Source organism: Pseudomonas sp. NBRC 111119 (assembly GCF_001320125.1).
In the GTDB taxonomy this organism is placed as follows: domain Bacteria; phylum Pseudomonadota; class Gammaproteobacteria; order Pseudomonadales; family Pseudomonadaceae; genus Aquipseudomonas; species Aquipseudomonas parafulva.
The window spans coordinates 39,450-60,471 of the sequence record NZ_BCAV01000029.1 but is presented as its reverse complement, the minus strand read 5'-3'; the positions used below and the strand labels follow the sequence as shown (position 1 = coordinate 60,471).

At 63.4% G+C, this 21,022-nt stretch carries 16 protein-coding genes; 7 read left to right on the top strand and 9 right to left on the bottom strand.

Annotated features, from left to right (window positions below; translation table 11 throughout):
• Positions 1–26: 26 nt before the first annotated feature.
• The 7 genes from sigX to ppsA form a co-directional block, all read right to left on the bottom strand.
• Positions 27–593, bottom strand: a complete 567-nt coding sequence (sigX, locus tag APH25_RS12460) for an RNA polymerase sigma factor SigX (protein ID WP_033727927.1) — start codon at positions 591–593, stop codon at positions 27–29.
• A 113-nt stretch (positions 594–706) separates the two neighbouring features.
• Positions 707–1,531: a mechanosensitive ion channel domain-containing protein gene (locus tag APH25_RS12455; protein WP_028632424.1), complete on the bottom strand. Its 825-nt coding sequence runs from the start codon at positions 1,529–1,531 to the stop codon at positions 707–709.
• Between the two features lie 2 nt (positions 1,532–1,533).
• Positions 1,534–1,806, bottom strand: a complete 273-nt coding sequence (locus APH25_RS12450; protein WP_028632423.1) for a hypothetical protein — start codon at positions 1,804–1,806, stop codon at positions 1,534–1,536.
• 87 nt (positions 1,807–1,893) lie between these two features.
• Positions 1,894–2,889 (bottom strand): zinc transporter ZntB, encoded by a 996-nt coding sequence (locus APH25_RS12445; protein WP_060482152.1) that lies wholly within the window; start codon positions 2,887–2,889, stop codon positions 1,894–1,896.
• A gap of 27 nt (positions 2,890–2,916) precedes the next feature.
• Positions 2,917–3,408, bottom strand: a complete 492-nt coding sequence (gene rraA, locus APH25_RS12440; protein ID WP_060482151.1) for a ribonuclease E activity regulator RraA — start codon at positions 3,406–3,408, stop codon at positions 2,917–2,919.
• A 130-nt stretch (positions 3,409–3,538) separates the two neighbouring features.
• On the bottom strand, positions 3,539–4,531 hold the full coding sequence (locus APH25_RS12435; RefSeq protein WP_028632420.1) for an alpha/beta fold hydrolase: 993 nt from the start codon (positions 4,529–4,531) through the stop codon (positions 3,539–3,541).
• Between the two features lie 106 nt (positions 4,532–4,637).
• On the bottom strand, positions 4,638–7,013 hold the full coding sequence (gene ppsA / locus APH25_RS12430) for a phosphoenolpyruvate synthase (protein ID WP_060482150.1): 2,376 nt from the start codon (positions 7,011–7,013) through the stop codon (positions 4,638–4,640).
• Between the two features lie 176 nt (positions 7,014–7,189).
• Here ppsA and APH25_RS12425 point away from each other — a divergent pair, with 176 nt between their 5' ends.
• Positions 7,190–8,008, top strand: a complete 819-nt coding sequence (locus APH25_RS12425; RefSeq protein WP_028632418.1) for a pyruvate, water dikinase regulatory protein — start codon at positions 7,190–7,192, stop codon at positions 8,006–8,008.
• A gap of 93 nt (positions 8,009–8,101) precedes the next feature.
• Here the strand turns inward: APH25_RS12425 and APH25_RS12420 are convergent, their stop codons facing one another.
• On the bottom strand, positions 8,102–12,967 hold the full coding sequence (locus APH25_RS12420; protein ID WP_060482149.1) for an NAD-glutamate dehydrogenase: 4,866 nt from the start codon (positions 12,965–12,967) through the stop codon (positions 8,102–8,104).
• A 274-nt stretch (positions 12,968–13,241) separates the two neighbouring features.
• Between APH25_RS12420 and APH25_RS12415 the strand changes: the two genes are divergently transcribed.
• Positions 13,242–13,595 carry a hypothetical protein gene (locus APH25_RS12415; RefSeq protein ID WP_028632416.1) on the top strand — a complete coding sequence of 118 codons (354 nt, stop codon included), beginning with the start codon at positions 13,242–13,244 and terminating at the stop codon, positions 13,593–13,595.
• A 3-nt stretch (positions 13,596–13,598) separates the two neighbouring features.
• Here the strand turns inward: APH25_RS12415 and APH25_RS12410 are convergent, their stop codons facing one another.
• On the bottom strand, positions 13,599–14,504 hold the full coding sequence (locus APH25_RS12410) for a LysR family transcriptional regulator (RefSeq protein WP_060482148.1): 906 nt from the start codon (positions 14,502–14,504) through the stop codon (positions 13,599–13,601).
• Positions 14,505–14,627: 123 nt separating this feature from the next.
• Between APH25_RS12410 and lysA the strand changes: the two genes are divergently transcribed.
• The 5 genes from lysA to APH25_RS12385 all read left to right on the top strand — a co-directional run bounded on the left by lysA (position 14,628) and on the right by APH25_RS12385 (position 20,983).
• Positions 14,628–15,863, top strand: a complete 1,236-nt coding sequence (lysA, locus tag APH25_RS12405) for a diaminopimelate decarboxylase (RefSeq protein ID WP_060482147.1) — start codon at positions 14,628–14,630, stop codon at positions 15,861–15,863.
• A 187-nt stretch (positions 15,864–16,050) separates the two neighbouring features.
• Positions 16,051–16,773, top strand: a complete 723-nt coding sequence (locus tag APH25_RS12400) for a helix-turn-helix transcriptional regulator (RefSeq protein WP_060482146.1) — start codon at positions 16,051–16,053, stop codon at positions 16,771–16,773.
• Between the two features lie 81 nt (positions 16,774–16,854).
• Positions 16,855–18,270, top strand: a complete 1,416-nt coding sequence (locus tag APH25_RS12395) for an efflux transporter outer membrane subunit (protein WP_082428289.1) — start codon at positions 16,855–16,857, stop codon at positions 18,268–18,270.
• A 66-nt stretch (positions 18,271–18,336) separates the two neighbouring features.
• Positions 18,337–19,479, top strand: a complete 1,143-nt coding sequence (locus APH25_RS12390) for an HlyD family secretion protein (protein WP_060482145.1) — start codon at positions 18,337–18,339, stop codon at positions 19,477–19,479.
• Positions 19,469–20,983: a DHA2 family efflux MFS transporter permease subunit gene (locus tag APH25_RS12385; protein WP_060482197.1), complete on the top strand. Its 1,515-nt coding sequence runs from the start codon at positions 19,469–19,471 to the stop codon at positions 20,981–20,983. The genes APH25_RS12390 and APH25_RS12385 overlap by 11 nt, the downstream gene beginning before the upstream one ends.
• Positions 20,984–21,022: the final 39 nt, after the last annotated feature.

Below are 21,022 nucleotides of genomic sequence, written 5' to 3'. Positions count from 1 at the left end.
GGTTGGTTAGAGATATTTGCTGGCCACTAAGTTTCATCGAGACCGGCAAATTTCTCTCGAAGCTTGTCGAGCGCACGCTTGTAACGCATTTTGGTTGCGCTCAAGCCCATGTGCATGATATCGGCGATTTCCTGGAACTCCAGTTCTGCGACAAAGCGCAGCACCAGGATTTCCCGGTCAATCGGGTTCACATGAACCAGCCACTTATCCAGGCCCCCTTTTTCTTCGGCTTTCGGCGCCTTGTCCTCGGACGCCTCTTCAACAGGGTCGAGACTCAACGCATCCATCAGCCGACGCTTGCGACGCTCCTTGCGGTACTGCGTGATGCACTCGTTGTAGGTGATGCTATACAACCAGGTCTTGAACTTGGATTTCCCTTCGAAATTCTTCAGGCCGTACAGCACCTTCAGCATCACTTCCTGACAGACATCGTCGGCGTCACGGTCGTTCCCCAAATAACGTGCACACACGTTGAACAGGGTTCGCTGGTAGCGCCGCATGAGCTCCTCATAGGCGCGCGTAACGTGGTACAGCTCCTCATGCGATCGCGCCACCAACTCTTCGTCGGTGAGCTCGCGGGGTTCATAACGCATGGGCGGCGAAGGCACTTTATTCAAAACGGATCTGGCCGACAGTCAGGTCAATGTCGCCGCGAAACCCCATCAGGTCTGTTTTCGCGGCGGCATACATTAACAGCTTTGGGCGCTCAGCGGCTATTGACCCGCTGCTCCAGCAACGCACGGTTGGACAGTGACACCAGCTCGCCTTCATCTGTGAGCAAGGTTGTCTTGACCGTGCCGATTTCCTCGATGTGCCCTTCGACCTCGCCAATCCGCACGTGCTGGCCTACCTGGAACAGCTCGCGCACATAGATGCCGGCGATGATTTGCCCTGCAATCTCGCGGCTGCCCAGGCCCATGGCGAGTGCCACGGCCAGACCAACGGTAATCAGGCCAATCACGATCACGTGGTTGAGCAGATCGGTCTTGACCTCCAGCTGGCTGATCGCGACGGAAATGCTGATGATGATCACCAGGCCCTGGGTAATGCGCCCCAGGCCTGCGGAGTATTCGAGGCCGATGCCTTCGGCAGCGCCACGCACCAGCCCGTTGGCCACCTGGGCCAGCAGCACCCCGGCCAGCAGCACCAGGGCTGCGCCGAACACCTTGGGCAGGTACAGGGCGAGCATGTCGAGTGTTGCCGACACACGCTCCAGGCCCAGGGACTCGGCGGCCGACACCAGGAATACCAGCAGCACGAACCAGTAGACGATCTTGCCGATCAGGGTGGAGATGGGCACCTGAATGCCCACGCGGCCCAGCATCTTGGTCAAGCCGGTTCCGGCCATCAGGCGGTCCAGGCCAAACTTCGCCAACAGCTTGGAAAGCAGCGTGTCGAGCAGCTTGGCCACGACAAAGCCGAGCAATACCACGACCAGTGCGCCAAACAGGTTAGGGATGAAGTTCGCCACTTTGGTCCAAAGGGCGGTCATCGCGGTGACCAGGCTCTGGGTCCAGAGATCGAGTTCCATATTCAATCGGCCTTATCTGCTTTGCTGCCGTTGGCAGCGTTGCGGGAAGAATGTCTGCGCACCGGCGCCACATGCGCCGAGCCATTGTTGACGGCGATCAGCAGCGCCTGGCTCCAGCGGCCAAGCAGGCTGAACAGGTCACCGGCACCCACCTGACGGTTGGCGGTTTTCAGCACACGACCCAGGCAGGCAGCGTCGTCGCTGTCATGGCGATCGTTGCCGGACGGTGACGCCTTGAGCAGGTCACGCAGGGATTGTTCAAACGGATCGTGCATGGGCACCTCGCGCAGTATCAGCAAGAGACGAGGCCGCCGGCCAATGGGTCACAACCGGCGTCGCCAGTACGGCCCCACACGCATCTGTCACACCCATTGCAGCCGCCTGAACAGCCACCATTGCCCGACCGCAAGCCCTAGCACGACAAGGCACGCGAACAGGAAGCCATAAGGGTTCTGAGCACCAGGAATGCCACCCACGTTGATACCCAACAGCCCAGTAATGAAGCTCATGGGCAGGAAGATGCAGGTAATGATGCCAAAGCGGTACATGGTGCGGTTCATCCGCTCGCTGCGCCGCCGGTCCTCGCTTTCCAGCACCAGCGCTGCCCGCTCGCGGGTCAGCTCCAGCTCCTCCAGATAGCGAATGAGGCTGTTGTTGAGCTCGTTCCAGTAATCGGCATCGGCATCGGCGAACCACGCCCACTTACTGCGGGACAGGTGTGCGTAGATATCCCGCTGGGGCGCCAGGAAGCGTCGCAGGCCAGCTGCACGCCGACGGATCTGCTGCAAACTGCCTTGCTCAGGTGTATGCCGCTCGTCGGACTCCACCTTTTCTTCTTCCATGTCTACCAGCTCGGCCAGGTCGCTGACCAGCCCCTGGACCTTTTCGGTCAGCAGTTCCCCCATCAGCAACAGCAGTTCGGAGGCCGACTTCGGCCCCCTCCCCTGTTCCAGCAGTTGCAAGATTTCGTCGCTGGCGCGAAGCGGTCGCAGCCGCAGGGATATCACCCGCTGAGCCTGGGCGAAGATGCGCACCGATACCATGTCTTCAGGTTCGGCACCGGGGTTCAGGTTTACCCCTCGCAAGAACAGCAACAGTTGCTCGTCCGCCATCGGCAGCAGGCGCGGCCGGGTGTTTTCTTCAAGCAGCAGCTCGCAGGCGAACTCGCTCAGGCCACTCTCGCGCATCAGCCAGGAGCGGGTCTGGGGGTGGCTGCGGTCCCAGTGCAGCCACAGGCTCTGCTCCGGCTGCAGCTGGAGCGCATCCAGTTCGGTACGGGCAATCGTGTGTGCGCCACCTTTACCATCGAGCACCAGGGCGTGCACGAGCCCCCACTGCGCGTTGTCTTCCTCGAACATCAAAGCTCCATCAGCGCGCGTGGCGCGTCACTCCGGCATCTGCAGCGGGCTAGGCGAAACCAGCACGCCATTGTTGTCGGCATAGACATACTCACCCGGGCGGAACGTGACGCCTGCGAATGTGACGACCACGTTCAGGTCACCGATGCCTCGCTTGTCGGTTTTCATCGGGTGGCTGGCCAGCGCCTGCACGCCGACGTCGGTCTGGATCAGCACGTCGACATCGCGCACGCACCCATAGATGACCAGGCCCTCCCAACCGTTCTTTGCAGCCTTTTCCGCGAGCATGTCGCCCAGCAGTGCGCGGCGCAGCGAACCGCCGCCGTCCACCACCAGCACCTTGCCCTTGCCATCGAGGTCCACTTGTTCCCGGACCAGGGAGTTGTCCTCGAAGCACTTGATGGTGACGATCTGGCCACCGAAGGAATCACGGCCGCCAAAATTGCTGAACATCGGTTCCAGCACCTGCACCAGGTCGGGGTAGGCGTCACACAGGTCAGGCGTTACGTAATGCTGCATGGGAAGCTCCTGTCAGTCACAACGAAAACGGGTATCGGCCAAGGCTACACCGCCGAGGCCGCCGCAGTCATCCCGGACCGCACAGTCATGTGTTGCCTGCGGTGACGTCGCAAGCGCTGCCGAGCACCGGTCAGCTGGCGGTCAAGGGCTGCGATGCGTCGCAAGCGCGCTGCACCGCCGCAGGCGATTCACGCAGCCAGCGCGCCACCAGCGGCCATACCTGTGCCTGCGCTGCCTTGCTCACCAGCATGTCGACATGCCCGAAGGCTTCGAACCCCTCTTCGGGCCCCAGGCAAATGAACTGCTTGCGCGCGTCACCCCATTGCGCGAACAGCTGGCGGCAGGCCCACACGGGGTCTTGCGCGTCGGCCGCACCGGCAACGGCCAGCAGCGGCACACTCACTTGGGCAAGCCCGGCCCACCAATCCTGGTGCCTGTCGCCAAAGCGACCGAACAGGCCGTGCCAGCGCAGGCTTTCGAACGCCAGGCCGATGGGCTCGTCCTCCGGCCCGCGCTTGAAACGCGGGCCGGATAACTGCCCCCAGCGCCTGAGCAGCATTTTTGCACCCCACACCACAGGCGGGAGTTTCAATGGCCAGTAGCGGCGGCTGACCTGGGTGCCGAACAGTGCCACCCCAGCCACCTGCCCCTCACTCAAGAACCCGCCACCCAATGCCGCTGCCAGCGTGGTCCCACCCAGGGAGTGGCCTACCCAATAGGGCACCTGCCCTGCCTGCTCGCGCACGAATGCGGCAATGGCCGGCAAGTCATCGCGGGCGTAGGCGGCGACGCAGTTATGTGACCAGTCGCGGTTGCGCGGCGACAGGCCATGCCCTCGCATTTCCGGGATCCACACGTCGAAGCCAGCGCGCGCCAGGTAAGCGCCCAGGCCAAGGCCTTTGGGCGAGTACCAGAAGCGTCGATTGGAGAAGCTGCCGTGCAGCAGAATGATCGGGGTGCCCTGGACCACGCGCTGGTCCGCCAGCCCCAGGCGCGTTACCGCCAGCTCCACGGTGGGGTCGGGGCCATTGCCGGCTTTGATTCGGTAGACGTCTTCGCTGAGATCACCGCGGCGCTCGGCACTGAGCAAGGCCACGGGAAAAAGAGTGCTGCTGCTTTGCATAAGGTCAGATGGCTTGGTGCACAAAAAAGGGCGGGATCCATTGCTGGAACTCGCCCTGGAAATACCAGGCGGGGCTACGCCAGACGCTGCCCCGCGTTTCGTTGGATCAGGCTGCGCCCTGGCCTTCGGCCAGGTAGAACCAGGTTTCGAGCACCGAGTCCGGGTTCAGCGACACGCTGTCGATGCCCTGCTCCATCAGCCATTTGGCCAGGTCAGGGTGGTCCGATGGGCCCTGACCACAGATGCCGATGTACTTGCCGGCCTTGTTGCAGGCGGCAATGGCATTGGCCAGCAGCTTTTTCACTGCGGGGTTACGCTCATCGAACAGGTGGGCAATGATGCCCGAGTCGCGGTCCAGGCCCAAGGTCAGCTGGGTCAGGTCGTTGGAACCGATGGAGAAGCCGTCGAAATACTCGAGGAACTCGTCAGCCAGAATGGCGTTGGACGGCAGCTCGCACATCATGATCACGCGCAGGCCGTTATCGCCACGGGCCAGGCCATTCTCGGCCAGCAGGTCGACCACCTGGCTCGCTTCACCGAGGGTACGCACGAACGGCACCATGATCTCGACGTTGGTCAGGCCCATCTCGTTGCGCACCCGCTTGAGCGCACGGCACTCGAGCTCGAAGCAGTCACGGAAGGCTTCGCTGATGTAGCGCGAGGCACCGCGGAAGCCCAGCATCGGGTTCTCTTCTTCCGGCTCGTACAACTTGCCGCCGATCAGGTTGGCGTACTCGTTGGACTTGAAGTCCGACAGGCGCACGATGACCTTTTTCGGGTAGAACGCGGCTGCCAGGGTGCTGATGCCTTCAACCAGCTTCTCGACGTAGAAGCCGACCGGGTCATCGTAGCCGGCGATGCGTTTGTCGACGCTGTCTTTGAGCTCGGGCGGCAACCCGGCGTAGTTCAGCAAGGCCTTGGGGTGCACGCCAATCATGCGGTTGATGATGAACTCCAGGCGTGCCAGGCCCACACCGGCGTTGGGCAACTGGGCGAAGTCGAAGGCGCGGTCGGGGTTGCCGACGTTCATCATGATCTTGAATGGCAGTTCGGGCATGGCATCGACCGAGTTCTGCTTGATGTCGAAGCCCAGCTCGCCCTCGAAGATGAAGCCGGTGTCGCCCTCGGCGCAGGAAACCGTCACACCCTGGCCGTCCTTGAGGATCTGCGTGGCATTGCCGCACCCGACCACTGCCGGAATACCCAGCTCACGGGCAATGATCGCGGCGTGGCAGGTACGCCCGCCACGGTTGGTGACGATGGCACTGGCGCGCTTCATCACCGGCTCCCAGTCCGGGTCGGTCATGTCGGAAACCAGCACATCACCTGGCTGTACCTTGTCCATTTCGGACACGTCATTGATGACGCGAACCTTGCCTGCACCAATACGCTGGCCAATGGCACGGCCCTCGACCAGCACAGTGCCCTTCTCTTTCAGCAGGTAGCGCTCCATCACGTTGGCGCTGGAACGGCTCTTGACCGTTTCAGGGCGCGCCTGAACGATATACAGCTGGCCGTCATCACCGTCCTTGGCCCATTCGATGTCCATCGGGCGCTGGTAGTGCTGTTCGATGATCATGGCCTGCTTGGCCAGCTCGTTGACCTCGGCATCGCTCAGGCAGAAGCGCGCACGCTCGGCACGGTCCACATCGACGGTTTTCACCGAACGACCGGCCTTGGCCTCGTCGCCGTAGATCATCTTGATGGCCTTGCTGCCCAGGTTGCGACGCAGGATGGCCGGGCGGCCGGCCTGCAGGGTGTTCTTGTGCACGTAGAATTCGTCAGGGTTCACCGCGCCCTGCACCACGGTTTCGCCCAGGCCGTAGGCGCCGGTGATGAACACCACGTCACGGAAGCCGGACTCGGTGTCGAGGGTGAACATCACGCCGGCAGTACCGGTTTCCGAGCGCACCATGCGCTGCACGCCGGCCGACAGGGCTACCAGCTTGTGGTCGAAGCCCTGGTGCACGCGGTACGCGATGGCGCGGTCGTTGAACAGCGAGGCGAACACTTCCTTGGCCGCACGGATGACGTTGTCGACACCGCGGATGTTGAGGAAGGTTTCCTGCTGGCCAGCAAACGAGGCGTCTGGCAGGTCTTCGGCAGTGGCGGACGAACGCACGGCCACCGCCATGTTGTCGTTGCCCTTGGACATTTCGGCGAAGGCGGTGCGGATCTCGGCATCCAGGCGGGCCGGGAAGGGTGCATCCATCACCCACTGGCGGATCTGCGCACCGGTCTTGGCCAGGGCATTGACATCGTCTACGTCCAGGGCGTCCAGCGCAGCGTGGATCTGGTCGTTCAGGCCGCTTTGCTCGAGAAAGTCACGGTACGCCTGAGCCGTAGTGGCAAAGCCGCCCGGCACGGACACGCCGGCACCGGCAAGATTGCTGATCATCTCGCCCAGGGATGCGTTCTTGCCCCCCACATGCTCCACATCATGGACGCCGAGCTTTTCGAGGGAAACTACGTACTCTACCAAGGTGATCTCTCCACTAACTGTATTGGAAAAGCTCAAGGGCGCCGCCTGCCATCGTTGACTGGGCCGGACGCTTGTGGCCTGTACCTGGAAAATAAGTGAGAATGCCAACAGCCGCATTCGGCAAAGCGAACTTATCATATCCAAGAAACGTCATCATCTTAAGGCCCAGATCGCAAATGAAACGAACCGCGTTCTTCATCTCCGACGGCACCGGCATCACTGCCGAAACCCTGGGCCAGAGTCTGCTCGCGCAATTCGAGAGCATACCGTTCAACAAATTCACCCGTCCGTACATAGACTCGCCTGAAAAAGCCCGCAGCATGGTGCAGCAGATCAATACCGCTGCCGAACGTGATGGCGTTCGCCCGATCATCTTCGACACCATCGTCAACCAGGACATTCGCGAGATCCTGGCCACCTCCAACGGCTTCATGATCGATATCTTTTCATCGTTCCTGTCGCCGCTGGAGCAGGAACTGACCGCCCACTCGTCCTATTCGGTGGGCAAATCCCACTCGATCGGCGGCAATTCCAACTACATGGAGCGCATCGAGGCGGTCAACTTCGCCCTGGACAACGACGATGGGGCGCGCACTCACTATTACGACAAGGCCGACCTGATCCTGGTGGGCGTGTCGCGCTGCGGCAAAACGCCCACCTGCCTGTACATGGCCATGCAGTTCGGCATCCGTGCAGCCAACTACCCGCTCACCGAAGACGACATGGAGCGCCTGCAGTTGCCACCGGTGCTGAAAAAGCACCACAACAAGCTGTTTGGCCTGACCATCGACCCCGACCGTCTCACCGCCATACGCCACGAGCGCAAGCCCAACAGCCGTTACTCAAGCTTTGCCCAGTGCGAGTTCGAGGTGCGCGAGGTCGAGAGCCTGTTCCGCCGGGAGAATATTCCGAATATCAATTCCACGCATTTCTCGGTTGAAGAAATTTCGGCGAAAATTCTGGTGGAGAAAGGCGTGGAGCGCAGGTTCAAGTAAGCCTGGGCGAACACCTTTCAGATTCATGGCACCACCCCATACATGAAAAAGCCCCGGCATCACTGCCGGGGCTTCTTCATTGCAGCTTTATTATCAGGACGGCAACACGGTCGCCTGCCCGCTCATGGCCAGGTCGACCAGCTCGCGGTTGGCCACCGCGTACATCGCATAGTCGTGCCCTGTGGCACTGCGCAGGTCGTCCAGCATGGCACGCCAGCGCTCCACCATCACCCGGTGCTGCTCGGCCCACAATGCCACCCGGGCGTCCATGTCCTGCGGTGCATCGACCATCTGCAGCACAGAAATGGTGATCGCCCGCTGCTGCAGGTCGATGTCGTCACGGAACGCCTCACGCGCCAGCGCCTGCCAGTTGTTTTCCACCGGCAGGTTGCTGATTTCCTGCAGATACCAGGTCAGGTCCAGGGCGCTGCCCACGGCAAAGAACGCCTTGGCCACCTGCGCCGGTTCATGGCCGGTGACATCAGCCGCTTCGATGATCGGCAGCAGCGTGTAGAGGTGGCTGGTACCGGCGACCATGCGCGCCAGCAGCTCAGGCACCCCGGCATCGACAAAGCTCTGGTAGCGAACCATCCAGCGTTCCCGGGTCGGGCCCTCCAGCAGTTCGTCCAGCTTCAGCCCCAATTGCGCGATCTTCGGCCCGAAGTGCGCGCAATCGCGCCCAGCGTCCTGCTCGTTGCGGCGGCTGCGCAGGAACCAGCGGGTAGCACGGCGGCCCAGGCGCATCAGCTCGTCCATCAGGGTCAGCTGGACCTCGGCAGGCACCTGGTAGTCCAGCGCCTCGATCTGGCGGAACCAGTGCGGCAGGTGGAAGATGTCACGCACGATCACATAGGCACCCGCGACGTTCGCCGGGCTCATGCCAGTGGACTCCTTCAGGCGCTGCACGAAGGTGATGCCCATGTTGTTGACCAGGTCATTGGCGATCTGGGTGCTGACGATTTCGCGCTTCAGCCGGTGACGGCGCATGGCCTCGGCGAACTTGCTGACCAGCGATGGCGGGAAGGCGGTTTCCATGTCGCGGGTCAGGTAGTCGTCATCCGGCACCTGGGACTTGAGCAGTTGCTCCTTGAGGTCGATCTTGCTGTAGGAAATCAGCACCGACAATTCGGCACGGGTCAGGCCCTGCCCCGCAGCCAGCCGTTCGGCCAATTGCTCTTCGGACGGCAGGAACTCGATGGCGCGGTCCAGCTTGCCCCGGGCTTCCAGGTCTGCCATCAGGCGCTTGTATTCGGCAATGCGCTCGCGCACCCGGCGGGCCGCCAGCGACAGCGCCTGGGTCTGCTTGTAGTTGTTGCCCAGCACCAGAGCGCCGACTTCGTCAGTCATGCTGCCCAGCAGCTGGTTGCGCTGCTTCTCGGTCATGTCGCCACCCTGCACCACTTCGTTGAGCAGGATCTTGATGTTGACCTCGTGGTCGGAGCAGTCCACGCCGGCGGCATTGTCGATGAAGTCGGTGTTGGTAGCACCGCCGTGCAGGCCGAATTCCACCCGGCCAAGCTGGGTCATGCCCAGGTTGCCGCCCTCGCCCACCACCTTGCAGCGCAGCTCGTTACCGTTCACCCGCAGCGCATCGTTGGCTTTGTCGCCAACGTCGGCATGGCTTTCACTGCTGGCCTTGACGTAGGTGCCGATACCGCCGTTCCACAGCAGGTCCACTGGCGCCTTGAGCAGGGCGTTCAGCAGCTCGGTGGGGGTCAGCCGGTCGGCTTCGATGGCGAAACGTTCCTTCATCTGCGGGCTGATGGCAATGCTCTTGGCACTGCGGGGGAAGATGCCGCCGCCTTCGGACATGATGCTGGTGTCGTAGTCGGTCCAGGCCGAGCGCGGCAGCTCGAACAGGCGCTTGCGCTCGACAAAGCTGGAGGCCGGCTCCGGGTTGGGGTCGATGAAGATGTGCAGGTGGTTGAACGCGGCCACCAGTTGCAGCTTGTCGGACATCAGCAAACCGTTGCCGAACACGTCGCCGGCCATGTCGCCCACGCCGATGACAGTAACCGGGTCTTTCTGCACATCAATGCCGCGCTCACGGAAGTGGCGCTGCACACCCACCCAGGCACCCCGGGCGGTAATACCCATTTTCTTGTGGTCGTAGCCGGCCGAGCCGCCCGACGCAAAGGCGTCGCCCAGCCAGAAGCCGTAGTCGATGGCAATGCCGTTGGCGATGTCCGAGAAAGTGGCCGTGCCCTTGTCGGCCGCCACCACCAGGTAGGGGTCATCGTCGTCGTGGCGCACCACGTTGGCAGGCGGCACCACGCCACCGTCCTTGAGGTTGTCGGTGATGTCCAGCAGGCCGGAGATAAAGATGCGGTAGCACGCCACGCCTTCGGCGGCGATTTCGTCACGGCTGCCACCCAGCGGCAGGCGCCGGGGCAGGAAGCCGCCTTTGGCACCCACCGGCACGATGACCGAGTTCTTCACCTGCTGCGCCTTCACCAGGCCCAGCACTTCGGTGCGGTAGTCTTCTTCACGGTCCGACCAGCGCAGGCCACCGCGGGCCACGTTGCCGAAGCGCAGGTGCACGCCCTCAACACGTGGGGAATAGACGAAAATCTCGAACTTCGGCACCGGCTTGGGCAACTCGGGCACCAGCTTCGGGTTGAACTTGAAGCTGAAGTAGGCCTTGTTCTGGCCGTTGGCGTCGGTCTGGTAGAAGTTGGTGCGCAGGGTGGCCTTGATCAGGTCCAGGTAGCGCCGCAGGATGCGGTCTTCGTTGAGCACCTGCACGTCATCCAGTGCGCTCAGGATGGCCTGCTCGAGGCGCTGCTGCTTGTCATCCAGGTCGTCCAGGGTGAGCTTGCGCGCCAGGTAGAAGCGCGTCTTGAACAGGCGGGTGAGCTCGCGCGCGATATCGGTGTGGTTGTTCAGCGTGCTGGCGATGTAGCCCAGGTCGAAGCCCAGGCGAATCTGCTTCATGTAACGGGCGTAGGCACGCAGCAATGCCACGTCGCGCCATGGCAGGCCGGCAGTCAGCACCAGGCGGTTGAAGGCGTCGTTCTCGGCATCGCCACCAACGATGTGGATAAAGGCATCCTGGAAGGTATCGTTGAGCTGCTGGATATCCAGGCTCAGGCCTTCGCTGTAGGTGAAGGCGAAGTCGTGGATCCAGTACTCGCGGCCATTGGCATGGCGCAGGCGGTAGGGGAACTCACCCAGCACGCGCAGGCCGAGGTTCTCCAGGATCGGCAGCACGTCGGACAGCGCCAGCGGGGTATCGGCATGGTACAGCTTGCAGTGCAAGGTGCGCTCGCCCACCCGCGTCAGCGGCTGGTAGAAGCTCATGGCCAGCGGCTTGCTTTCCGACAAGGCCAGCACGTGCTGCAGGTCGACCACCGCCGAGTGCGCGGCGAAGCGTTCACGGTAACCCGCCGGGAACCCTTTGGGGAAATCGGCAAGGATGTTGGTGCCCTGGGCCTCGCCGAAGTTTTCCACCACCAGGGCAGAGAAATCGTCCTGCCACGAACGGCAGGCCTGCACCACTTCGCGCTCAAGCTGCTGCGGGTCGATGTCGATGCGGTTTTTCGGGTCCACCCGCAGGATCAGCTGCACCCGGGCCAGTACCGACTCCGAGAAGAACGTCCAGAACTCGCAGTCGCTGGCCTTCAGGCGCTCCATCAGCACCTGCTGGATCTTCTGCCGCACTTCGGTGGAGTACACCTCGCGGGGGACGTAGGCCAGGCAGTAACAGAAGCGCCCGTAAGGGTCCTTGCGCAGGAACACGCGGATCTTGTTGCGCTCCTGGATCTGCACGATGGCCATGACCGTGCTGAACAGCTCATCGATCGGGGTCTGGAACAGGTCGTCACGGGGCAGCACTTCCAGTACCTGTGCCAGCTCCTTGCCCAGGTGCGCCTTGGCGTCGAAACCGGAACGGCGCTCCACTTCCGCAACCTTGCCGCGGATGTAGGGGATGGCATGCACGCTCTCGCCATACACCGACGAGGTGTACAGGCCCATGAAGCGGTGCTCCTTGAGCACCCGGCCGTCGGCGTCCAGCTGGCGGATGGACACATAGTCCGGGTAAGCCGGGCGGTGCACGCGGCTAGGCAGGGCAGCCTTGGCGAACGACAGCAGCAGCGGCTCGTTCAGGTAGGCTACCGCGTAGTCTTCGATACGCAGCTCTTCCGCCGTGAGGCCCACCCGCAGGCGCCGGGGCAGGCCCAGGAACGACTGTTCGTCATACACCATCTGGCCGCCATCGGCGGTTTGCTGGACGGTGAACTCTTCGTAGCCCAGGAAGGTGAAGTGGTTGTCCAGCAGCCATTCGAGAAACGCCGTTACCTCGGCTTTTTCGTGCTGTGCCGGGCCGAACGCGGTCTGCTCGACCTGGGCAACCACCTCACGCAACTTGGCCTTCATCGGCTCGAAGTCGGCCACCGCAACGCGCACTTCAGCCAGCACCTGCTCGATCTCGCGGGCCAGTACATTCAGCTCGGCGGCGTTCGCGCAGCGGTCGATCTCCAGGTACATCAGCGACTCGTGGCCAACGCCTTCGCCCTGGCTGCCTTTTGGCAGCAGTTCGAGCAGTTCGCCCTTGGCGCCACGGCGCACGCTCAGCACGGTGGTTTGCAGGGTATGAATGCTGTAGCCGCGGCGGTTGAGCTCGGTGCGTACCGAATCCACCAGGAACGGCAGGTCGTCGTGCAGCACCTCGACCACGGTATGGGTCGATTGCCAGCCATTGCGTTCGTATTCGGGGTTGTACACGCGCACCACGGGCTGGGCGGGGTCGAACCGCTCGATGACGCGCCAGGCCGAGAGGGTGCAGCCGGCCAGGTCGGAAAGCCTGCGCTGGGTGAGTTCGTCCAGTGAGATGATGCCGAAGAACTGCTCGGCGAACAGCGCCACTTGTGGCAGGGACTGTTCGCTGATGTGCTGCGCCAGGGCCGCTTGCAGTTGATGCTGGAAGTCGGCTTTGCTGGCTGCGGTGAAGAACGCCATCTGTGGTACTCCGCTTGGGCTTTGTAGTAGTTGAAGCGTCGCTGCGTGCGCCGTGCACGGGTCTACCATAGCCAACCCGTGCCAAGGCGAACGGTGAAATCAGGCGTTGAACGTGCGCAGGCACGCCCAGGGCTGGGCGAAGCTTACCGACTGACCGGTCATCAAGGCTTGCAGCGCTGCGACAATTTCGTTCAAGGGGCGGTAACTTTACGTTTATGCCTACCAGCAAGACTGTCAGAATTCCCTTCCGTTTCCTTTGATCCGAGCCCTTGCCATGCAAATCGATACCGCCCTGCTGTTCGCTACCCCTTGCGATGACGAGGAAGACAACATGGCTACCCTGTGCTGCCACAGTGACAAGGGCCAGATGTTCCTGCTGACCCGCTACCCGGACGAAGACACGGTGGACCTCACCCTGGACGACGAGCCATCGACTCTGGATGGGCTGAAAGTGACCCTGAGCGCCCGGCGCCTGCTGATCGAAGTAGCCGCCGGCGACCGCGATGCCCTGAAGGGCGACGCGGTGCTGCAGATCAACCTGACCAGTGAGTTGAGCGACCTGGATGAGGTCAGGCAGACCCTGGAAAACATCCTGGATGGCACCGGTACGTTTGTCTGCGACCTTTGATGCCTAGCGCAGGGCAAGCTGCATCTGCCTGGCCTGCTCGCGCAAGGCATCGCAGAACGGCGCCACGGCTGTGGAGGCCGGGCGGTGGTCTGGCCGGATCAACATGACCTTGTAGGGCACCTGCACCTGCAACCTTCTGATCGGCAACCCAGCCTGCGCCGCCTCCAACCCGCTCAGCGGGTTGATGATCGCCACGCCCAGGCCTTGCCTGACCATCGCGCACACGGATGCCGCGCTGGTGGTTTCGATCACCGTACGCCGGTTTACCCCGGCCGCGCGGAACTGCTGGTCCAGCCTCTGGCGGTACGTGTCAAGGCTGGCCAGGTTGATGAAGTCGACCTCGTGGAAGTCACTGAGCGCGAGCTCGGCCTTGGCCTGCAGCGGGTGATGCTCGGGCAGCACGCACACCATGTTGGCGCTGAACAGCAACTCGCCATACGCGCCACGGGGTACCTGCTCGGTTTCTGTCAGGCCCAGATCGTGCTGCTGGGCAACCAGTGACTCCTCCAGCAGCGGTGACTCCTGCGCCAGGATGCTCACGCTGACGCCCCGGTGCTGCTGGTGAAAGCGCTGGCAGGCTCTGGGCAATAATGTTTGCGAGAACAGGGGCAGGCAAGTGATGGCCAGCCGGCCTTGCTCGAAGTTGCGGATGGCCTGGGCGAAGCGGTCAATCCGCTCCAGCCCCACATACGCCCGCTCCACCTCCTGGATCAACAACAGCGCCTGGGCAGTGGCTACCAGCCGGCCACTTTCCCGCTCGAACAGGTGCAACCCCGAAACCTGCTCCAGGCGAGCAAGCTCGCGGCTGACGGTGGGCTGCGAGGTGAACAGCAGCCGCGCGGCGCCTGTGACGCTGCCGGCAGCCATGATGGCGCGAAACACTTCAATGTGGCGGGCAGTGAGTGGCATGGCAATTCCGGAAATAATGGACGGGCATATCAAAAATGAATGACTCACCAAAGAAAAGCTATTTTTATGAATCGAAGGTTTCGCCCATGCTGCTTACCTTTGCCACCCAAGAAGAACCTGACCATGACTGCACCCTTCACCCTGCTTGCCGACGCCGTTCGCCAGCATGGCTCGCCGCTTTGGGCCTATGACGCCGCCACCATCGCCGAGCGCGTCAGCCAGTTGCAGGTGTTCGACACCGTGCGCTTTGCCCAAAAGGCCAACCCCAACCTGCATGTATTGCGCCTGATGCGTGCCCACGGGCTGGTGCTGGATGCCGTATCACTGGGTGAAATGGAACGCGCCTTTGCCGCGGGCGCTCGCGTGGATGGCGAACCTGCCGGGGTGGTGCTGACCTGCGATGCGCTGGACCGGGCCACCCTCGAGCGCGTGGTGGCCGAGCACATCGAGGTGAATGCAGGCTCCATCGACATGCTGCGCCAGTTGGGTGAACGTTCCCCAGGGCACCGGGTCTGGATCCGCATCAACCCGGGTTACGGGCATGGGCACAGCCGCAAGACCAATACCGGCGGTGAAAACAGCAAGCACGGTATCTGGCACGAAGAACTGGACGAGGCACTGGCGTGTATCCGGGCCTATGGTTTGCACCTGGTGGGCGTGCACATGCACATCGGCTCCGGGGTGGACTACCAGCACCTGGAGCAGGTGGCCAGGTCGATGATCGAGCTCGTGGGCCGCCTGGGCACCGATATCGAGGCATTTTCCATTGGCGGCGGGCTGTCCACGCCGTACCGCAGCACGGACAAACCGGTTGACCTGCAACGCTATGCGCAAACCTGGGCCGTTGCCCGCAAGGAAGTCGAAGCCATGCTGGGCCACCCCGTGCGCATGGAAATAGAACCCGGGCGCTTTCTGGTAGCCGAATCCGGCTACCTGGTGGCTGAAGTGCGCGCCGTGAAACAGGTGGGCCGCAACACGTTCGTCATGATCGACGCCGGCTTCAACGACTTGATGCGCCCGGCCATGTACGGGGCCTACCACCGCATGACGCTGCTGGACGCAAACGGCCAGCCCGTGGAGCGCCCACGGCAACCGACCGTCGTCGCCGGGCCGCTCTGCGAATCGGGTGACGTGTTCACCCAGGACGAGCACGAGCTGACGCCACAGGACCTGCCCCAGGCCCAGGTGGGCGACCTGCTGGTCATTCATGATGCCGGCGCTTACGGGGCGTCCATGTCGTCCAACTACAACAGCCGGCCGCTGCTGCCAGAGTTCCTGATCGAAGCCGGCACGTTGCGGATGATTCGGCGCAGGCAGACCCTCGAGGACCTGCTCAAACTGGAGTCTGAATGCTGCTGAAATCCTGGGCGAGCGCATAGGCGGTTCGCCCAGCCTTGCTCGAACAGTGTGCAGCCAAGCAATTGAACATCACTGATCCGTCCATTGAAGCGATATTTGATCAATAAACCCTAGCTATCAGCCATTCTGAGCAATCTTGAACAGCCTCACAGGCTTACAATTGGATCCATTATTGAGGATCCCCTGCATGCAAACGCTTGAAATGGACTACACCCACGGCGATGTCGTCGCCAGTCACTGCCACGCCCATGACCAGTTGATCTACGCGGCCAGTGGCGTGGTGCATGTCAGTAGCGAGCGCGGTAACTGGGTGATTCAGGGCGGCCATGCGCTATGGATGCCAGCCGGGGTCAGCCATGGCATCCGCACCGAGGGCGCGGTGTCCATGCGGTCCCTGTTGCTTGAAGCGCAGGTCGAAACCTGCCAGGTCATCGTGGTATCGGGCCTGCTGCGCGAACTGATACTCGCCGCCTCGCGCATGCTGGGCGTGCAGGATGGCGACCACGTACGGGCGCTGATCCTGGCCGAACTGGCCGGTGCCGTGCGCGTCGACACCTTCATCCCGATGCCCCGTCATCCACGCCTGCGCACCTGGTGCGAACGCTTCCTGCAGGCCCCCGCCCAGGACCTCACCCTGGAGCAATGCGGCCAGCAGCTGAACATGAGTGCGCGCAACGTGGCACGGCTGTTCCAGCGTGAACTGGGCATGTCCCATGGGCAATGGCGTGCCAGGGCGCGGGTGATGCTGAGCCAGCAATGCCTGGCGGCAGGCCAGCCCATTCTCGCTGTCGCCCTGGACCACGGCTACCAGAGCGCCAGCGCCTTCGCGGCGATGTTCAAGCGCATCCTTGGCTACGCCCCCAGCCAATGCCAGAACCCCCGCCCTGGCGAGCGCACATTGTCCTGCTGACGCGCAGGGTTGTCCCGCTTGCGGCAGCGCCGCCTGTGGCGCCCTCGCTAACCTCGCATCACACCTTCCGAGAGCGTCGTGATGCGTTTACTGCCAACCCTGCCCTCCCCCACACGGCTGTGCACCGTGATCGGCTTGAGCCTGCTAGCAGCCTGCGCTCGGCAGCCTGCACCCGACCCCACGTTCGCAGGCAGCCTGCCGAACCCGCTGACTTATACCTCGGTTAGCATCAGCCAGCAGCCATTGCCTGAGCGGTGGTGGCAGTTACTGCGCGACCCGCAACTCGACCGCTGGGTCGAACAGGCCCTCGCCAACAACCAGGACCTGGCGCAAGCCAAGGCGAACGTGCAGGCCATGCTGGCAGGTATGGGTGAACGCCAGGCGCAGCGCCTGCCTGCCACCTCGCTGAACCTTGCCGCCACCTACGGCAAAAGCACCGATGACCAGACCCTCGCCGAGGCGACCCATACCCATGCTGCGGCCCAATGGCAGTTCAGCCCCGGTGTCGAGCTGGCCTACCAGGTGGACGCCTGGGGCCAGGTGCGGGCCGCCATCGAGCGGGCCTCAGCGCACGCGCAGGCGAGCGCGGCGGCCCACGATCTGCTGCGGTTGCAGGTAGTCGCCCAGACTACCCGGGCCTACGTGCAGCAGTGCGTCTACCAGGCCCGGATAGTAGCCGCGCACCAAGCCCTGAGTACGCTGGACAACAGCGTGTGGCTCAGTGATCGTCAGCGCCAGGCTGGCGCCGCTACCGCACTGGACAGCGAACGGTTGCTCAGCCTGCGTGACCAGGTGCGGGCCCGGCTGCCAGTGCTTGAGGCCGGGCGCGACATTGCGCAGTTCGAGCTGAGCATGCTGGGCGGGCAGGCAACCGTTCAGGCGCAGCCGCCCTGCACGGCCATCCCCAGGCTCACAGGCCCGTTGCCAGCCGGCGATGGCTGGCACCTGCTAGCGCGCCGGCCGGACGTGCGCCAGGCCGAACGTGAGTTGCAGGCCGCGAGCCTGCAAACGCAGATCGCCAAGGCCGACCTGTACCCCAAAGTCAGTTTCGGTGCCCAACTCAGCGCCTCAGACCATCGGCTGGGCAATGTGGGGGGCAGCCGGGCGATTACCTTCGACATCGGCCCGTTGATCCACTGGGAATTCCCCAACCTCAAGGCCAACCGTGCCCGCCTGAGCAAGGCCCAGGCGCTGCAGCAAGCCCAGGTTGCCCATTACCAGAGCGTGGCGCTGGGGGCTCTGAAAGACGTCCGCCAGGCGCTGGCGCGCCATGACGCCACGCAGCAACGCCTGCATGCACTGGCCAGTGCCCTGGCGCATAGCCAGCGCGGCTATGACCTGGCCCGCAGCAACCACCGTGCGGGCACCGTGGACGGCCTGGCACTGCTCGACAGTGAGCGCGAGCTGATCCGCCTGCAAGACCGCCACATCGCCGCCCAAGGCAGTGTTGCCAGTGCCCAGATCGAGTTGTTCCGCGCACTGGGCGGCGGCTGGTAAGCCTCATCGCCGAACGGTAGTTCATTGCAACACACCCGCAACAGTCTCACCCAGGAAGCAACCACCATGAATGCTGCCGCACAAACCTCCACACCGGCGTCTACCGAGCCCCAGGCCCGCAGCCTGGCAAGCAGGCGCCTGATGTCAATGACTGCCGGTGGGGTGGGCCTGCTCGCCACGCTGGCGTTTACCGTTTACTGGGTGACCACAGGCCGCTACCTGGAAAGCACCGATGACGCCTATGTGCGTGCAGACTGGGTAGCACTCAGCCCGCGTGTGGCCGGTCATGTAGCCAAGGTGGAAGTGAACGACGACCAGCCGGTAAAAGCGGGCGATGTACTGGTACGCCTGCAGGCACGCGACTATCGCGCCCGCCTGGGCAGCGCCATGGCCGCCGTGGCAGAAGCCAAGGCGGCAGTCACGGCGGCCCGGGCCCATCAGCAGGTGGCCGCCGAGCGCATCAACCAGCAACAACAGGCTGTGCTCCAGGCCGAAGCAGCGGTACGCAGCGCCCGGGCCGAACGCCAGCGAAGCCAGCTGGACCTGCAGCGCTACCGTGGCCTGGTGCGCGACGGAGCCGCTACCCTGCAACGGCTGGAAAGCGCCAGCGCCCAGGCCAGCCAGGCGCTGGCCACCGAGCAAGGCGCCACAGCAGCCTGGCGTGAGCAGCGGGCGCAGCAGCGTGTGGCCAAGGCCCTTGCCGCTCAGGCCGATGCCACACTGGAGCAACGCCAGGCTGCCCTGGCCCGTGCCCGCGCAGAACAGCAGTTGGCCGAGCTTGACGAGCAGGACACCGTTATCCGCGCCCCGATCGACGGCGTCGTCGGCCAACGCCGAGCGCGTGCCGGCCAGTACGTGGTGCCCGGTCAGCCGCTGCTGGCGGTTGTGCCGTTACAGCAGGCCTACGTGGTGGCCAACTACAAGGAAACCCAGTTGGCCCGCATGCGCCCCGGGCAAGCAGTGCGCATTGAGGTGGACAGCTTCGCCGGTAAGCCACTGCAGGGGCACGTGGCGAGTTTCTCGCCTGCCTCGGGCAACGTCTTCGCCCTGCTGCCGTCCGATAACGCCACCGGCAACTTCACCAAGATCGTGCAGCGTTTTCCCGTGCGCATCCTACTCGATTCACCGCTGCACGGCCCACTGCGGCCAGGCATGTCGGTGGTGGCCACCGTGGATACTCGCGATGCGGAGCCTGCCGATGCGCCGTGAACCTGCAGTGCCGTTGCGTGCTTGGGTGGCTGTGCTGGGGGGCCTGTTCGGCTGCTTCATGGCGGGCATGAACGTGCACGTCACCAGTGCTGCCCTGCCGGAAATTCGCGGCTCGCTGGGCGCCAGCTTCGAAGAAGGCTCATGGATTTCCACCGCCTACCTGGTGGCCGAAATCGTGATGATTCCGTTGACGGCATGGTTGGTGGAGGTGTTTTCGCTGCGCAGGGTGATGTGGACCGGCTCCCTGATCTTCCTGATCGCCTCGGTGGCCTGTTCGTGGGCGCCCAACCTGGAGGCAATGATTGCCATCCGGGTTATCCAGGGTGCCGCTGGGGCCGTGCTGATCCCGTTGTCGTTCCAGCTGATCATCACCGAACTGCCACCCAGCCGCATGGCCATGGGCATGGCGCTGTTCAGCCTGGCCAACAGTGTGGCACAGGCGTCAGGCCCGTCCATTGGCGGCTGGCTGACCGATGCCTACTCCTGGCGCTGGATCTTCTACCTGCAACTGTTCCCCGGCATCGCCCTGCTGATGGCCATCGCCTGGTCGATCGACGCCAAACCCATGCAGTTGCAGTTGTTGCGCAAGGGTGACTGGCCTGGCATCGCGGCCATGGTGGTCGGCCTGGGAGGCTTGCAGGTGGTGCTGGAGGAAGGCGGCCGGCTGGACTGGTTCGGCTCGCCCTTCATCACGGGCATGAGCGTGGTGTCGGCGGCCGCCCTGGTGGTGTTCGTGGCGACGCAGTTGCTTGGCCGCCGCGCCTTCATCAACCTGCGCTTGCTGGGCCGCTACAATTTCGGCGTGGCCAGCCTGGCGATGTTCATCTTCGGTGCCGCCACGTTTGGCCTGGTGTTTCTGGTGCCCAACTACCTGTCCCAGATACAGGGGTTCAGCGCCCACGATGTCGGGGTCACCTTGATTGCCTATGGGGTGGTGCAATTGGTACTGGCCCCGCTGATGCCGCGGCTGATGGGCTGGACCAGTGCCAAGTTCATGGTCGCCAGCGGCTTTCTGATCATGGCCCTCGGGTGCTGGCTGGGGGCCAGCCTGAGCGCGGACAGCGCCGACAACGTGATCATCCCATCCACGGTGGTGCGTGGCATCGGGCAGCCGTTCATCATGGTGGCCTTGTCGGTACTGGCCGTGGCCGGGCTGGACAAGCGCGAGGCCGGCTCGGCGTCTGCGGTGTTCTCGATGCTACGGAACTTGGGCGGTGCCATTGGGACCGCAGGGCTGACCCAACTGGTGGCGAGCCGCGAGCGCTTTCACAGTGCGCGCATCCATGAGCACGTGACGGTGTTCGAGCCCCAGGTGCAGGCCCGCCTCGGCCAAACGGTGCCCACCTGGCTGCCCCACCCGCAGCAGATGCTGGAAGGGCTGGCCGGGACCATTCGCCGCGAAGCCTACCTGATGGCCTACAGCGACGCGTTCTACCTGGCGTGCCTGGCACTGCTCGGCTGCGCGCTGGGGGCGTTGTTGCTCAGAACACGCCCGGCCAGGTGAATGCCTGGCGCCGCGCCCCGGCACGTTTTGCTGGGTGAA

Excerpts from the sequence above, each read along its gene's own strand:
- sigX (WP_033727927.1), bottom strand. The coding sequence starts at position 593 with ATGCGTTATGAACCCCGCGAGCTCACCGACGAAGAGTTGGTGGCGCGA.
- APH25_RS12455 (WP_028632424.1), bottom strand. The coding sequence starts at position 1,531 with ATGGAACTCGATCTCTGGACCCAGAGCCTGGTCACCGCGATGACCGCC.
- APH25_RS12450 (WP_028632423.1), bottom strand. The coding sequence starts at position 1,806 with ATGCACGATCCGTTTGAACAATCCCTGCGTGACCTGCTCAAGGCGTCA.
- APH25_RS12445 (WP_060482152.1), bottom strand. The coding sequence starts at position 2,889 with ATGTTCGAGGAAGACAACGCGCAGTGGGGGCTCGTGCACGCCCTGGTG.
- rraA (WP_060482151.1), bottom strand. The coding sequence starts at position 3,408 with ATGCAGCATTACGTAACGCCTGACCTGTGTGACGCCTACCCCGACCTG.
- APH25_RS12435 (WP_028632420.1), bottom strand. The coding sequence starts at position 4,531 with ATGCAAAGCAGCAGCACTCTTTTTCCCGTGGCCTTGCTCAGTGCCGAG.
- APH25_RS12425 (WP_028632418.1), top strand. The coding sequence starts at position 7,190 with ATGAAACGAACCGCGTTCTTCATCTCCGACGGCACCGGCATCACTGCC.
- APH25_RS12420 (WP_060482149.1), bottom strand. The coding sequence starts at position 12,967 with ATGGCGTTCTTCACCGCAGCCAGCAAAGCCGACTTCCAGCATCAACTG.
- APH25_RS12415 (WP_028632416.1), top strand. The coding sequence starts at position 13,242 with ATGCAAATCGATACCGCCCTGCTGTTCGCTACCCCTTGCGATGACGAG.
- APH25_RS12410 (WP_060482148.1), bottom strand. The coding sequence starts at position 14,504 with ATGCCACTCACTGCCCGCCACATTGAAGTGTTTCGCGCCATCATGGCT.
- lysA (WP_060482147.1), top strand. The coding sequence starts at position 14,628 with ATGACTGCACCCTTCACCCTGCTTGCCGACGCCGTTCGCCAGCATGGC.
- APH25_RS12400 (WP_060482146.1), top strand. The coding sequence starts at position 16,051 with ATGCAAACGCTTGAAATGGACTACACCCACGGCGATGTCGTCGCCAGT.
- APH25_RS12395 (WP_082428289.1), top strand. The coding sequence starts at position 16,855 with ATGCGTTTACTGCCAACCCTGCCCTCCCCCACACGGCTGTGCACCGTG.
- APH25_RS12390 (WP_060482145.1), top strand. The coding sequence starts at position 18,337 with ATGAATGCTGCCGCACAAACCTCCACACCGGCGTCTACCGAGCCCCAG.
- APH25_RS12385 (WP_060482197.1), top strand. The coding sequence starts at position 19,469 with ATGCGCCGTGAACCTGCAGTGCCGTTGCGTGCTTGGGTGGCTGTGCTG.